Source organism: Flavobacterium album (assembly GCF_003096035.1).
GTDB classification, from domain to species: Bacteria; Bacteroidota; Bacteroidia; order Flavobacteriales; family Flavobacteriaceae; genus Flavobacterium; species Flavobacterium album.
Map to the genome: position 1 here is coordinate 600,044 of NZ_CP029186.1, position 14,595 is coordinate 614,638.

The 14,595-nt window shown below is 42.9% G+C and carries 16 protein-coding genes; 6 read left to right on the plus strand and 10 right to left on the minus strand.

The genetic code is table 11. The features are described from left to right. Nucleotides 1–12: 12 nt before the first annotated feature. Nucleotides 13–279, plus strand: a complete 267-nt coding sequence (locus HYN59_RS02685) for a hypothetical protein (protein ID WP_108776792.1) — start codon at nucleotides 13–15, stop codon at nucleotides 277–279. A 28-nt stretch (nucleotides 280–307) separates the two neighbouring features. Here the strand turns inward: HYN59_RS02685 and HYN59_RS02690 are convergent, their stop codons facing one another. After that, nucleotides 308–634, minus strand: a complete 327-nt coding sequence (locus HYN59_RS02690) for a DMT family transporter (RefSeq protein WP_108776793.1) — start codon at nucleotides 632–634, stop codon at nucleotides 308–310. 174 nt (nucleotides 635–808) lie between these two features. Between HYN59_RS02690 and asnS the strand changes: the two genes are divergently transcribed. Then, nucleotides 809–2,245, plus strand: a complete 1,437-nt coding sequence (gene asnS, locus HYN59_RS02695; protein WP_108779624.1) for an asparagine--tRNA ligase — start codon at nucleotides 809–811, stop codon at nucleotides 2,243–2,245. A 422-nt stretch (nucleotides 2,246–2,667) separates the two neighbouring features. Here asnS and HYN59_RS02700 read toward each other — a convergent pair whose 3' ends face one another. Next, the gene (locus tag HYN59_RS02700) at nucleotides 2,668–4,038 is read right to left on the minus strand and encodes a leucine-rich repeat domain-containing protein (protein ID WP_108776794.1); all 1,371 of its coding nucleotides are present in this window, start codon (nucleotides 4,036–4,038) and stop codon (nucleotides 2,668–2,670) included. Nucleotides 4,039–4,259: 221 nt separating this feature from the next. Between HYN59_RS02700 and rpoN the strand changes: the two genes are divergently transcribed. Both rpoN and HYN59_RS02710 read left to right on the plus strand, forming a co-directional pair. Next, nucleotides 4,260–5,732 carry an RNA polymerase factor sigma-54 gene (gene rpoN, locus HYN59_RS02705; RefSeq protein ID WP_108776795.1) on the plus strand — a complete coding sequence of 491 codons (1,473 nt, stop codon included), beginning with the start codon at nucleotides 4,260–4,262 and terminating at the stop codon, nucleotides 5,730–5,732. Nucleotides 5,733–5,735: 3 nt separating this feature from the next. Next, nucleotides 5,736–6,353, plus strand: coding sequence for a hypothetical protein (locus tag HYN59_RS02710; protein ID WP_108776796.1), 618 nt, complete (start codon nucleotides 5,736–5,738; stop codon nucleotides 6,351–6,353). A 4-nt stretch (nucleotides 6,354–6,357) separates the two neighbouring features. On the opposite strand, the gene HYN59_RS02715 is transcribed toward HYN59_RS02710, so the two are convergent. From HYN59_RS02715 to HYN59_RS02735, 5 genes are all read right to left on the minus strand, one after another. Continuing rightward, complete coding sequence (locus HYN59_RS02715) at nucleotides 6,358–7,194, minus strand: tetratricopeptide repeat protein (RefSeq protein WP_146185846.1); 837 nt, start codon at nucleotides 7,192–7,194, stop codon at nucleotides 6,358–6,360. Between the two features lie 25 nt (nucleotides 7,195–7,219). After that, the gene (locus tag HYN59_RS02720; RefSeq protein WP_181369497.1) at nucleotides 7,220–7,915 is read right to left on the minus strand and encodes a porin family protein; all 696 of its coding nucleotides are present in this window, start codon (nucleotides 7,913–7,915) and stop codon (nucleotides 7,220–7,222) included. A gap of 159 nt (nucleotides 7,916–8,074) precedes the next feature. Continuing rightward, entirely contained in the window at nucleotides 8,075–9,322 is a 1,248-nt protein-coding gene (fabF, locus tag HYN59_RS02725) for a beta-ketoacyl-ACP synthase II (RefSeq protein WP_108776799.1), read from the minus strand. Between the two features lie 173 nt (nucleotides 9,323–9,495). After that, nucleotides 9,496–9,933 carry a PaaI family thioesterase gene (locus HYN59_RS02730; RefSeq protein ID WP_108776800.1) on the minus strand — a complete coding sequence of 146 codons (438 nt, stop codon included), beginning with the start codon at nucleotides 9,931–9,933 and terminating at the stop codon, nucleotides 9,496–9,498. A gap of 74 nt (nucleotides 9,934–10,007) precedes the next feature. Continuing rightward, nucleotides 10,008–10,598: a TetR/AcrR family transcriptional regulator gene (locus tag HYN59_RS02735; RefSeq protein WP_108776801.1), complete on the minus strand. Its 591-nt coding sequence runs from the start codon at nucleotides 10,596–10,598 to the stop codon at nucleotides 10,008–10,010. 157 nt (nucleotides 10,599–10,755) lie between these two features. On the opposite strand from HYN59_RS02735, the gene HYN59_RS02740 reads away from it, so the two are divergent. Beyond that, nucleotides 10,756–11,070: an HPF/RaiA family ribosome-associated protein gene (locus tag HYN59_RS02740; protein WP_108776802.1), complete on the plus strand. Its 315-nt coding sequence runs from the start codon at nucleotides 10,756–10,758 to the stop codon at nucleotides 11,068–11,070. A 35-nt stretch (nucleotides 11,071–11,105) separates the two neighbouring features. Here the strand turns inward: HYN59_RS02740 and HYN59_RS02745 are convergent, their stop codons facing one another. The 3 genes from HYN59_RS02745 to HYN59_RS02755 all read right to left on the minus strand — a co-directional run bounded on the left by HYN59_RS02745 (nucleotide 11,106) and on the right by HYN59_RS02755 (nucleotide 13,829). Continuing rightward, on the minus strand, nucleotides 11,106–11,639 hold the full coding sequence (locus HYN59_RS02745) for a low affinity iron permease family protein (RefSeq protein ID WP_108776803.1): 534 nt from the start codon (nucleotides 11,637–11,639) through the stop codon (nucleotides 11,106–11,108). Nucleotides 11,640–11,761: 122 nt separating this feature from the next. Next, nucleotides 11,762–12,838 carry a glycoside hydrolase family 53 protein gene (locus tag HYN59_RS02750; protein WP_245895651.1) on the minus strand — a complete coding sequence of 359 codons (1,077 nt, stop codon included), beginning with the start codon at nucleotides 12,836–12,838 and terminating at the stop codon, nucleotides 11,762–11,764. A 118-nt stretch (nucleotides 12,839–12,956) separates the two neighbouring features. Continuing rightward, complete coding sequence (locus HYN59_RS02755; protein WP_108776804.1) at nucleotides 12,957–13,829, minus strand: AraC family transcriptional regulator; 873 nt, start codon at nucleotides 13,827–13,829, stop codon at nucleotides 12,957–12,959. 187 nt (nucleotides 13,830–14,016) lie between these two features. Between HYN59_RS02755 and HYN59_RS02760 the strand changes: the two genes are divergently transcribed. Beyond that, complete coding sequence (locus HYN59_RS02760; RefSeq protein WP_108776805.1) at nucleotides 14,017–14,595, plus strand: hypothetical protein; 579 nt, start codon at nucleotides 14,017–14,019, stop codon at nucleotides 14,593–14,595.

A 14,595-nucleotide genomic window follows, 5' to 3' on the forward strand; every position in this document is an offset into this window, starting at 1 on the left:
GTGAAACCCATATTGAAAATAGAAAATATCTTTAATCCAACTTTTGGAGGAACGTTCTTTATTGGTACACTTACCGGACAAAAAGATCTCTTCAGGCAGAGTAAATGGCTATTACGCGGCAATAAAGGTTACAGTGAAATAATTTCAATACAATCGGAGCAAATGCCCGCAGGCCAAGCAACAGGTAAACGAATTTTTGTGTCTGATACATTCTTTGATAAAAGCCATTTATCAAACGATGAAAATCTTGAATTAGAGTTTATGAGTTATATCGACTAATGATAAGATATATTTCTGAGGCCAAACACTAATGCGTCACAAACTTCAGCCCCACAATAGAGGCTATTAATGTCGTCAGGAAGAACAGCCTCCAGAAATCGGAAGGCTCTTTAAAAACAAAAATACCTACGAGCACTGTACCTACAGCGCCCACGCCTGTCCATACCGCATAAGCCGTACCTATTGGCAGCGTTTGGGTAGCCTTGTACAGCAATAGCATGCTAATTGTAAGGCACAGCAGGAATCCGCCCATCCACCAGTAGTAGGCATTGCCCGCGGCTTCTTTGGCTTTGCCCAAACACGAAGCAAAGCCAACTTCGAACAATCCGGCAATAACAAGTAATGTCCAGTTCATGGTAATTTATTTTCTGCAAAGATACTTCATGAAAAAAAAGCTAACCTGATTATTTGTGAAAATTCGTGTAATTCGTGGCAAAAACCCGTTTTGGTTTTTATGCTTTTCATTACATTTGCAGGCATTTGCGCAATTGGCGCATCACCCAAAAAACAAAGACTAAATTTTTTTAAAATGAAGCACATTAAAGTTAAAGACCTGCTGAACAGCGCAAAGCCGCTTGATGATGTATTAGTAAAAGGATGGGTAAGGACTTTCAGGAATAACCAATTTCTTGCTATAAATGATGGCTCGACCATAAATAATATTCAGTGTGTAGTAGACTTTGAAAACACATCACCTGAAATGCTTAAAAGGCTTACGACTAGTGCGGCAGTTGCAATCCACGGCAATCTGGTAGAAAGCCAGGGTGCGGGTCAAAAATATGAAGTACAGGTTACTAAACTTGAAATTTTGGGCGACAGTGATGCTGAGACATATCCAATCCAATTGAGGAATAAGCCAAGTCTTGAATTTTTGAGGGAAAATGCCCACCTGCGTGTGCGTACAAATGTATTCGGTGCGATCATGAGGGTACGCTCTGTACTGTCATTTGCCATTCACCAGTATTTCCAGGAAAAAGGCTTTGTGTATGTAAATACCCCTATCATAACCGGCTCTGATGCCGAAGGTGCTGGCGAAATGTTCCGTGTAACTGCATTACCTGCTACAGGGGCACCGTTGAATGAAGAAGGCAAAGTAGACTACAAACAGGATTTCTTCGGGAAGGAGACCAACCTTACCGTATCGGGACAGCTTGAAGCTGAAACCTATGCTATGTCACTTGGGCAGGTGTATACGTTCGGGCCTACGTTCCGTGCGGAGAACAGTAATACTTCGCGCCACCTTGCGGAATTCTGGATGATAGAGCCGGAAGTGGCCTTTAACGACCTTGATGCCAACATGGACCTTGCGGAAGACTTTATCCAGTATGTTATAAAATATGCGATGGACCGTTGCCAGGACGACCTTGCCTTCCTGAACCAGCGCCTTGCCGATGAGGAAAAGCAAAAGCCAACTGCCGAGCGCAGTGAAATGGGGCTTTTGGAAAAACTACAGTTTGTACTGGACAATAACTTCAAGCGTGTGAGCTATACCGAAGCTATCGACATCCTGAAGAACAGCAAGCCGAACAAGAATAAAAAGTTCAACTATATTATTGAAGAATGGGGTGCCGACCTCCAAAGCGAGCACGAGCGTTTCCTTGTTGAAAAGCATTTCAAATGCCCGGTAATATTGTTTGACTACCCTGCGAAGATCAAGGCTTTCTACATGAGGCTGAATGAGGACAATCAGACGGTTCGCGCCATGGACATATTGTTCCCCGGCATTGGCGAGATTGTAGGCGGATCGCAAAGGGAAGAGCGCCTGGATGTGCTGCAGCAAAAGATAGCCGACCTTGGCATCGATGAAAAAGAATTATGGTGGTACCTTGATACCCGCCGTTTCGGTACGGCAGTGCATAGCGGCTTCGGGCTTGGCTTTGAGCGCCTGGTGCTGTTCGTAACCGGTATGACCAACATCCGCGATGTAATCCCTTTCCCAAGGACACCGCAGAACGCAGAGTTTTAAGAATTACAAACCTCCTTCGGGAGGTTTTTTATATTTGTAAAAAGTCTTTCACTATGAAACTATAAAGACCCTTTTAATGAAGAAGTAGTGATTGCCCGTGCAGAAATAGCTAATGAAGAGTGGTTTCTAAATTCGGGACGGCTTGATTTTAGAAAGCCGGAGATTACTCAAATTATGATTCCTACCAAAAGAAGAATTATTAAGCCCAAAAAAAAGGACATCGCTACCTTGTGAAAGGCAGCTATAAACTTATTAAAAATAATAGACAACGAGATTATCATTAGTGTATTTGATAAGGCAGCATCCAAAGAATAAATATGAAATCACAAAAGATAGTTTTTCAAGGACACCGCAAAACGCAGTGTTTTAAAGATATGCAAGCCTCCCAATGGGAGGCTTTTTAAGACTGCTTATAACTAATATTAATCAATGCTACAGTTTCCCGCTAAGATACCGGCTGCATTAACCGGATTATAATTGTCCATTATCCATACTGGGTTCTCGGGATCATATGGACGGGATTGCAACAAAAGCAATATGTTCTGTAAGGCACAAAGATCTTTTAATGAAGCATTATTCATAACTTCAAATCCGTTACCTATATATACCGCTACGTTTTGCAAACCATTAAGAGACTCCAGCATAGGATTCGCTTTAATACTAAAATTATCTTTAAAAACATTTACGGATGATAACTGTTCTATAGAACTAAGACTGTTATTGCCCCATAAGTGTAATACGGAAATTTCTGTTATATTTTGCATTCCTTCTAACGAAGAGAGATTATTATTATCCCATAATATGACTGTCCCTATTTTTGTAAGCTGATGAAGAGCCAGGTTAGTAAGATTTTGGTTAGTAGCACAATAAAGATAATCGATGGAATTAATACTGTTCATTCCTTCCAGAGAAACAAGCGAATTATTATTTGTAATTTCCAGGTGTTTTATTATAGTTGCCTGTTCAAGCCCTTGCAATGATGTAAGGGCGTTATTGTTATGGATTTTTATATCGTTTATTGATGTAATATTATTAAGCCCATTCAGTGAAGATAGATTAGGATTATCGGCTATTACAAGACTTTCTATAACTGTGACCGAAAGTCCATCCAATGATACAAGGTTGCTATTATTTGCCACTGCGAGCAATTCCAATTCGTTAAGTTGATTTAACGTACTTAGATTTGTAATCACATTAGAACCGGACAAACCCAAATCGTCAATTTTTACACAATTTTCAAGTCCGTTAAAGCCTGAGAATAATGGATTATCATTTACCTGTAAAGAGTGAATGTAAGTAAGATGCTCAAGACCAGTAAGGGTTTGAAGAGCATTATTGGAAGAAATAGTAATTATTCCTGTTTGGTCTTCTAACGATCTTAGACCATGTAAATTAGATAGTAAATTATTATTACTAATCTCAATATCGCCTTTAACAGCTTTAACATTGTGCAATCCCTCCAAAGATTGCAGATTTGGATTATTGACAATAATAAGTTTTCCATCAATTGTTTGCAATGTTGAAAGCCCTGAAAGGTCAGTAATATCGCTTGGAGAATTTGAAGAACCGATAGTTATATCTCCAATGGCACACGGGGCAAACGAAACAAAAGTATTAACATCTGCCTGTGTCTTCAAAGTTACACCCCCTGCATATCTGCAAGCGTAGTAGGGATCAGGATTAACCGGATCAGGATCTACAGCCGTTGGATCTTCCGGTTTAGTATCATCACTGCTGCATGAAGCGAATCCAAAAAATGCAAATGCCAAAATCAAAAGTATATAATTTTTCATAGGCTATTTTTTAGCTAGTTAACGAATCTGCATGTTAAACGTAAATATACCTATTTTATTACCACTTTAATCACTATTTGGATTACAATTGTTTAATAGAAGTGAGTTTAAACCCTTACAGCAGAAATCCTGGTTCACTCGTTTATAATTTTATCCAAAAACGCATCAACAGTTATGCCAGTTTTTTGTAATTTTATCCTGTACAAATTATCGCCCTTACCATGCTCAAACAGAACTTACAATTTAAATTATCACAAAAACTATCCCCGCAGCAGATACAGTTGATGAAGCTTATCCAGCTGCCTACGCAGGCCTTTGAGCAGCGCCTTAAGGAAGAGATGGTAGAAAATCCTGCCCTCGAAAGCGGCAAGGAGGATGAATTTGAATATGAGAACGATGAATTTGACAACAATGATGAGTACGACGATTATGATGATTATGAAGGTGAGCGCATTGATGCCGATGAAATAAACATTGATGAATACCTGAGCAACGACGAAACTCCCGACTATAAGCTGCAGGCCAACAATTACAGTGACGACGACGAAGACCGCAGCATGCCGTTTGCCGCTACGGTGAGCTTCCACCAGAACCTTACCGACCAGCTGAATACTTTTATACTGAGTGAAAACGAAAGGGATATTGCCGAATTCCTCGTGGGCAGCATCGACGATATGGGCTACATCCGCAGGAGCATACCCGACATTGTAGACGACATGGCATTTACGCAGGGAATCTATACGGATGAAAAGACCGTAGAGCGCATACTGCACATCATCCACCAACTGGAGCCCGCAGGGGTTGGCGCACGCGACCTTCAGGAATGCCTTTTGCTGCAACTGAAAAGCAAGACCCCTACAAGTTCGGTTGAACTTGCCATAGATATTATTGAGCACCAGTTTGATGCCTTTACCAAAAAGCATTATGACAAACTACTCCAAAAATATGACATCACGCAGGAGCAGCTTCGCAAGGCTATTGATGAAATAGAGCACCTGAACCCCAAGCCGGGTGGCGCTTATGAAAGCAACTCGAGAACCGTGGAGCATGTAGTGCCCGATTTTGCTATAAAGATCGTTGACGGGGAACTTGAACTTACCCTTAACGGCCGTAACGCCCCAGAACTGCACGTTTCTAAAGACTACCAGGAGATGCTGCAAAGCTACAAGGACAGCCGGGACAAATCGTCGCAGCAGAAGGATGCCGTGCAGTTCATAAAGCAAAAGCTCGATTCGGCCAAATGGTTCATCGATGCCATCCGCCAGCGCCAGGAAACGTTATTCGTCACCATGAACGCCATCATGCATTACCAGGAGGAATATTTCCTGGATGGCGATGAGGCCAAGCTAAAGCCGATGATCCTGAAAGACATTGCCGACATGGTCGGGTTGGATATTTCGACAGTATCACGTGTGGCCAACAGCAAATATGTGGAAACGCCTTACGGCACCAAGCTCATCAAGGAATTTTTCTCTGAAGCGATGAAGAACGACCAGGGCGAGGATGTTTCGACCATAGAGATCAAAAAAATATTGCAGACCGTTATTGAGGACGAGGACAAGCGCAAGCCCCTGCCCGATGACAAGCTGGCCGAGATACTGAAAGACAAGGGCTACCCTATTGCCCGCCGTACCATTGCTAAATACCGCGAACAGCTCGACATACCTGTAGCCCGGATGAGGAAGAAAATATAAGCCATGAAAAGGCTGCTAACTGTTTTTTCCCATCTCTTCCATCCGCTTTTTATCCCGGCCTATGCTACGCTGTTCTATTTTGTGATCACCAAAGATTTTTTTTACCAGCACGAAATTTACTTAGTGTTCATACAGGTGCTTATCCTTACCATGCTGCTGCCAATGTCGGTATTTTACCTGCTAAGGTCTCTGAGCCTGGTAAAGACAAAAATGCTTGTGGATAAAAAGGAACGGAAGCTGCCACTGGCTTTTTATGCCGTATTGCTTTTCATCCTGATCAAGCACAGCTTTTCGGTGCTGGTGCTGCCGGAGCTGTACTACTACTTTGTGGGGGTACTCGTAAGCGTAGTGCTTGCGCTTGCCTTATTGCTGTTTGGCCGTAAAGCAAGCCTTCACATGATCGCGATCTCTTCGCTTACACTGTTTATAATAGGGATATCGGCCTACTATCATGTAACGTTCCTGTACCTTATCGCCTTCTGTATCATCTGTTCAGGATTTGTGGCTTCTTCGCGGCTCCGGGACAATGGGGATGGAATGGGGTCGGTCATATTAGGCACCGCTATAGGGATACTGCCGCAGGTTGGGCTTTGGTATTTCTGGCTGGTGCCGACTTTATAATATATCAATTTTTAAGAGCCTCAAGCATCTTGTAAAAATCTGACCTCTTAATATCTTTTATAGCCTGCTTTTTATCAAACACACCGCTTGTATCGTCACCCCAGCCCACATACATCTTAGCGCCTAAAAAAGTAATGAAGTAATTCGTATAATCGTCTTTTTTTTCGCTTTCAATAGCTTTTAAAGATCTGTCGAATTTTGCTTTTACATCCTTTTCTTCAGAAAGATAGATCTTAAGTTCATCCAGAATTCGTTCAGTGCCGTTTAGTGCATACGAAAGCAGCTTTTCACGTGCTTTATCCTTATGCCCTGTTTTCTCATAGAGAAGTGCATAATTTAGAGCCAATTCAGTCTCATTGCTGCACCCTTTGTTTGCACAAAAATGAATGTATGGATATTTTTCATCAGAAAGTATCAGGTACTCAAGAGCTTTTTCATAATCCTCTTTAGCAATATAGATCCGGCAAAGGTCGCGGCTTGCCTTATATTTATAATTAGCATAAGGACTAGCCATAATGTCACCCCCAATGAGATCATCTTCTTTTAGATCACTCGCAAGGATCCTTTCATAAGAAGGTATTGCATTCATATAATCTTCACCGGCTGCATAAACATAGGCAACATTATAAAGTGCAAGAGGGTAAAGGCTGTCCTTGGGATGATTATCAACTATATATTTAAACGATGATGCGGCGTTCTGATAGTCTTCATTTCCGGCATATGTTATACCATCATCAAAATATTCTCTTACTGTTTTTTGGGAATATGACTTTACTGTCACTATAAATGTCATTATCAGTAAGGCTATATTAATTCTAACTTGCGATCTATCAATATTCATGATGTGGAATTTAAATGTACCGACACTATAGTATATAAAATATCAGCCCCAGGTTAAGCGACTGCAGCTTTAGCTTATCGCCATTTTCCAGGATGGCATCTTTATATATGGGAGTGAGGCCGTAGTAGGCATACAGGTTCCAGGTATTCCATCCCGCAGAGATATAAGCCCCATAAGCAATACGATTGATATTGTTGTCCTTACGGATTTTTACTGTCCCGCCTTCAGCAGGCTCATACTGCGCTTTGTCATATAACAGGTAGCTCACTTTGAATCCTGCATAGATGCGCCAGAACTTATGGCTTATGGAATCGGAATTGCGCCAGCGTAATTCCAAAGGCACTTCAAGATAGTGAAGCACAAGCTTGTTCTTATCAAAACTGCCTTCCTTTACCGGGTGGTACACATTTTCCCCGCCCATATTCTCCACAACAAGGTTGTGCTTGATATTGCTGTACGAATAACCAAGCCCGAGCGCTACAGAGTGGTTCCTGCGTTTATTGATAGGCATGTCCCTTAAAAAACCCGCCGAAAGCCCGGTAGAAAAAGAGTATTGCGAATACCCCGCGGGCTTGCCCTGCATGATGTTATACGAGATCGTGGCATAGAACTGGTCTTCCCTGTATTTTGGGTCGGCAAACGCCGGAACGCTGTCAACTTCTATGGTATCTTTCAGCCGTTCGTTCACCTGCGCAAAAGACGTGAGGAAAACAATATTCATTATAAAAAGACAAAAATACCGCATCATGTAGTTTACCGGATAGTTATACTACAAAGATGCAAAAGTTTAGCGTGGGTTGTATGCTGCCAACAGATTTTTATGACATCACCGGCAGTGTCATAATAAACCCGGATCTGAAATGGTTTGTGCGTATTGAAATTAATCTGCCTTCTTAAAGATAGTACTCGCGGTATGCCCCCCAAAACCAAAGGTGTTGTTGACGGCATATCCTATTTTTTTGCTGACAGGCTTATCCAGGATGATCGAAAGGCCTGCCGGTATTTGCGGATCCAGGTTGGTAGTATTTATCGTTGGGGGAATAATGTCATTCTTCACCGCCAGTATACTGATGATGCTTTCTATAGCTCCGGCCGCGCCGAGCAAATGGCCGGTCATGGATTTTGTTGCACTTACTGGAACGTCAATCCCGTTGAAAACCGTAGCAATGGCATTCAGTTCACTTAAGTCGCCCTGCGGTGTAGAGGTAGCATGGGCATTGATATAATCAATGTCCGATGGGTGTAACCCGGCATCCGACAAAGCTTTCTGCATACCTAAGGCTGCACCAAGCCCATCGGCAGGTGTACCGGTAAGGTGGTAGGCATCGGCAGCCATCCCGCCACCTACTATCTCTGCATATATTGTTGCTCCCCTTGCAACGGCATGTTCCCATTCTTCCAGTATCAGCGCACCCGCACCTTCCCCTGCTACAAAGCCATCGCGGTTGGCATCAAAAGGTTTTGAAGCCGATTGCGAGTTGTCGTTATTTTTAGATAACGCATGCGATGCATTGAACCCGCCGATAGACGACTGCGTTATTGCCGCCTCGCTCCCGCCCGCGATCATGATTGTGGCTTTGCCTAAACGAATGGTATCGAAAGCCGAAATTATGGCAGTATTGGAAGAGGCACAGGCCGAGACGGTAGCATAATTAGGCCCGTGCAAACCGTAGCGGATAGAAAGCACACCCGCCGCAATATCCACTATCATTTTCGGGATAAAGAACGGATTGAAGCGTGGTGTACCATCGCCGGAATAGAACTCCTTTAACTGTTCCTCAAAGGTACCGATACCACCATTGCCGGATGCCCATATGACGCCAACCCCAAAACGTTCCTTTTGTGGCATCGTACTAAAATCCAATCCGGAATCTTTTACAGCCTCATCGGTTGCGGCAATGGCATATTGGGTAAAGAGGTCGTATTTGCGTGCTTCTTTTCGGTCGACATATTGCTCAATGTCAAAATTCTTTACCTCGCAGGCAAACTGCGTCTTGAATTTCGATGCATCGAATTTCGTGATCGGCCCTGCACCGCTTTTCCCGGCAAGGATATTTGCCCAGAATTCCGGCACCGAATTGCCCAGCGGCGTTATCGCACCCAGGCCTGTTACTGCTACTCTTTTCATTTTCTAGTTTTTAAGATTCGATTTAACCACATAGACACATAGGATTAAAAAACCGGAAAAAGATGGTTATTTTAGTATCGCATAGATGAAGCGTCGCTTCAACTTAGTGAACCTGCATTTCCTTCAGTACTGTCAAAGCCTATAAATCCTATGTTTCTATGTGGTTAAATTTTTTATTTTTTAATTGGCGTTTTCAACAGATTGGTATAGCCTTTTGCCAAAAGTTTAGTGCGCTCTTTATTCCATACTTCACATTCGGCATTCACGATCTGGCTGCCTCTTTTCAGCACTTTTGTTTTAGCAATAATAACATCGCCTTCGCGCGCCGGCGCAAAATAATCCACCGCCAGGTTTATCGACATATGGAAGAACGCTTCGCCATAGCATATCAGCGTAGCGCCAATAGCATCGTCTATCATCGCTGCCGTCACACCGCCGTGGAGCGTTCCGAACGGATTTGTCATTTCCTTACGGATGGCATATTCAAATGTCAGGCTGTCCTGCTCTACCGCGGCCATAACCGGCTTTAGCCAGCTCATGAATGGTGATGGCGAATCTGACACCTCCCTGCCTATATGCTGCCTTAAAAATTCTGCTGCTTTTGTATTCATAATTTCTATTTTGTACCATTCGGTATATTAATAAATATTTTATATACCAATTGGTATATTTTATGCCAAAAAAATTATTTCGCTATCTTATCTATCATTTTTTCAGCCTGTTTCATGGCTGTTTTAAAGCCTTCCATCTTGCCCGTAACTTTTGTTATCATAATGCCGCCTTCAACCAACGCTATAAAAGCCAGGGCAAAATCTTTGGCAGCGGCACCTTTGCGCACCTGCCCTTTTTCCTGTCCTTCCTTAATAATGTTCTGAATTGTTTTATGCCATTTTTCTATGGCAGATGCTGCTTTACTGCGCAGTGCTTCGTGGGTATCATCCGCCTCAATGGCTGTATTCAATACAGGGCAGCCACCTTCGAGTGCGGGGAACAATATGAATTGTGAATATAAAGTCAGGTATACTTTGAGCTTATCAATGGCATTGGGCTTATCGTCTATTTTCTTTTTGATGATAGAAGACATCAGCCCAAAATTGTAATCGAAAACCGCCAAGGCCACTTCATCCTTATTACTGAAGTTTCCATAGATGCTGCCTTTGGTAAGCCCGGTAGCTTCTGTAATGTCCGAAAGTGACGTACCGGCATAGCCTTTCCTGTTGAAAACGGGTGCTGTTTTCTCTATGATGAACTGCCTTGTTTTTTCTGCTTTAGTCATTGCTTCGAATTACATATACAAAATTATACCAATCGGTATAATTAGCAAAATAAAATCGTATTTATTTTCAGGAAATGAAAATACTAATCTTATCCTAATTGCTCGCGTAAGCCGATTTTTTTGCGTATTTTTATATGTATAATTAAATTCAAACACTATGCAGATTAACATAAACACCGACAACCACATTGAAGGTGCCGGAAGGATCGAAAACTATTTCTCTGAAGTATTGCACAACGCCCTGAAACGTTTTGAAGACAAGATAACAAGCCTGGAAGTTTACTTGGGCGACGAGAATGCCGATAAAACCAAAGGCGCCGACAAACGCTGCACTATTGAGGCACGTGTAAACGGGATGAACCCACTGGCGGTAACCAACCACGCCGAATCGGTAGAGTTTGCCATAAAAGGCGCTGCTGATAAAATGAAGCACCTTTTGGAGCACACTTTTGATAAAATACGCACACACTAAACAATAGTGCGGGCTAAACCGGAAACCTTCAGGACTTATTTGCCTGAAGGTTTTTTATTTGCAGTTTCCTTAGGCGATGCCTTTTTGGAAATAACATCCTGTCTTATTTTTTTCGACTTACTTTTCACTTCGTTGTTCTCCTCAGCCTCGTCGAGAGAATGCGACTCGTGCAGGTTCTGGCCCTTTTTGCTCAGCTCACCCAGCTTGCAATAATATTTCTTAATGATCTCCATTTCCTCCTCGGTCATGTCCTCAATGTCGATAAGACGGTTGCTGGCAAGCTCATTACATGCCACAAGCTCGTTCAGCTTCAGTTGTATGGCCAGCGAATCCTTATTTTGCGATTTCTGGATAACGAACACCATCAGGAACGTAATGATCGTTGTGCCTGTGTTGATAACCAGCTGCCACGTTTCGGAATAATCGAATATAGGGCCGCTTATCCCCCAAACGATCACGATCAGCAGCGCTATAGCAAACACAGAACTACTGCCTGTAGCTTTGGTGACTTTTGCAGCGAACTTATCAAAAAAATTATTTATTCCTGATTTACTTTTTTTCTTTGCCATGGTAGATATTATTTTGTACTAAAATTACGAATAAGGATAATACAAAGAAAAGCCCTCCAAAATATTTATGAAGGGTTTGGGAAAGAACTTAAAGTAAAGCCCGGCTATTAACTTCAGCAAGCTTACTTATAAAAAGTATCCATCGCGGGAAGCGCTTTGCCTTCAAAATCCCAAAGCGCAAGGTTCTCACCCGCAGAGCCATTGGTTGCTTCTGCTCCCCTAAATGCCACCCACTCGGTGCCCCAATAGCAGAAACCCATGCCTGCGTTTTTTGCAATGTTCCGTATATCCAGCATATAGCTTTTCTGTCCGTCGGGTGTGGCGGGATAGGACGGGATGATCTGGTCCTGCGTGCCGATAGTGTTATTAGTCAAATCGTTCCAGCCTAATGTAAACGGATACGACGTTTCTGCGATAACTACCTTCTTATTATGGGCCTGGCCCAGCTGATGCATTTTTGTTTGCACATTGGCAAGGCTTTTTCCATGCCAAACGGGGTAGTACGAAAGCCCAATATAGTCATAATCTACATCGGTAATCTTATTAAAGAACCAGTCGGCACTGTCGGCAATGCCCGCATAATGTATCATAATCTTTGTGTCCGGTGCATTCTGGCGGATCGTAGCGCTGATGCCGTTCACCAGTTGCAGGTAGCCTGCTTCATTCTCAACCAAATTGCCGAGGGGATACATGAAGCCTGTATTGGTTTCGTTGCCAATCTGGAAAATATCGGGATGTATTTCGGCTAAAACATTCGCGGTATAAAGCATAGCCTGATCGGTTAGCTGCTGAAGATTGAGTCCTGCCCACTCTGCCGGGACTGCCTGTTGTGAAGGATCGGCCCAGGTATCCGAAAAATGCACTGTAAGCCATACTTTCATACCCCGTGCTTTTACCCTTTGGGCAAGCGCTTTTACCTCTGCCATCCCCGAATGAGGTGTGGAAGGATTCTTCCAAAGCCGGATCCGGATGGTATTTACGCCTGCTTTTTTCAGCGTGAGCAACGCATCTTCGGGCTGGCCGGTGCCGTTCTTATACACATAGCCTGATTGTTCGATTTCCGGAAGGAACGACATATCAGCTCCGCGGATGAAATTATCTTCCACTACAGGCCCGCTGCTTTTACTGTCATCGCTCCCGCAGGAAATCATAAATACTATGATGATGACGAACGGCACGGCATAAATAAGTTTTTTCATGGCTTTCCCATTGATTAAATCATGTTACTACCAAATGTACAGGTTATCCTGATATAAAGATAAGAGTACTTACAGCTTTTGTAATAACATCATTTTGGCGATGAAGACACAGGGATGCTTAGGAAACTACTTCACGCAATTCCTTCCGGTACTGCGAAGCGCTCTTGCCGGTAAATTCCCTGAAGGCTTTATTGAAGTGGCTGAAGTTGTTAAAGCCGCTTTCATAGCATACATCAGCAATTGGGATGTGTTTTTCGGCCAATAACTTGCAGGCGTGAACGATGCGGTACTCATTGACAAATTGTGTGAAGGTCTTTTTCGTTACCTTTTTAAAATAACGGCAAAAAGAAGGCACCGTCATGCTCGCCATGCCGGCAACTTTGTCAAGGGCTATTGGCTGCCTGAAGCTGTCCTTCACAAAATTAAATACCATATTAATGCGGTCGTTATCCTGCACCTGCGTTTCCATGGCAAACCCCTCAGCATTCAGAATTTTATAGTCGTCGGAGCGTTCGAGGTACTTAAGTATCTTTATTATAGACAGCAGTCTTTCAAACGGCTGCTGCCCTTCCATTGCCTCAAGTTCTTCACCCACTATCCTTTTAGTTTTGCCGCCAAAGGCAATGCCGCCCCTGGAACGGACTAAAAGGCTTTGCAATCCTGTGGTCTCGGGAAGCATCATAAAAGCCTCGCCCAGGAAATCAGGCCGCATCTGTACTACGGTCTCGTTCTTATTGCCTGTAGCCTCGTCAGTAAAGCCACAATGCGGGAGGTTGCTGCCGATGAGGATAAGGTCCCCATCCGTATAATAGGAGATATGGCTGCCTATCTGCCTTTTCCCGGCGCCGCCATTGACGAATACCAACTCTACCTCGGGATGGTAATGCCACACATGGGCTTTTACGTTGGCATTTTGTACATATTTTGAATAATAGAACGAACTCCCAAAGTTGGGTTCTATCACTTCAAACGTTGGCACTGCAACTTTCATACTTAATTATTTACACCTGCAAAAGTACTAAAATACAACTATATTTCCTCCATTTTATTATATAACGTTTTAGTTGGTTAAAATAGCACACATATTGGCAAATACTGCTGTAATTCAACCGAAAGCAAAGAATTAATTTAGCACTAAGAAATTCAGGAAAAATTCATCAATAAAAAATCATCCAGGTATGAAAAATGTAATTAAAATGGGATTTGTAATGGCGTTGTTCCTTACTGCCCTGGTAGCAAATGCAGCTGACAGCAAACTTTCGCTAAGCGTAAGGAGCGGCGGCAAACTGGTAAACTTCAGCATCAATGAAGTGAAGAACGTTGATGTGACCATAGCAACAAAAGATAAAGAAGTTCTTTTCTCTGAAAGGCTAAAAAGCAGGGAAGGCAAAATCAGCAGGACTTATGACCTTACAGCTTTCCCTGACGGCACCTATTTTCTTGAGGCAGCAACGGGCAGTGAAATAGCTACTTACGAAGTGACCATCGCCAACAACGGTGTGATCATTTCTGAAAAAGCGGTTGCCGAAGTGTACAAGCCTTTGCTTAACGCTAAGGACGGCATGGTTACCGTGATCCTTCCGGATGGTAAAGCACCTGTAGCTATTAAGATATACGACGAGAACAATGTGGAGCTTTACAATGGTACTGTAGCCCGCACTACAAAGTTTGACGTTAACAGCACAACGGCTAAAAACGTAACCCTGGTTATGACCTACAATGACAAAATGTTCGTTGAGACTATTGCCGCACGATAA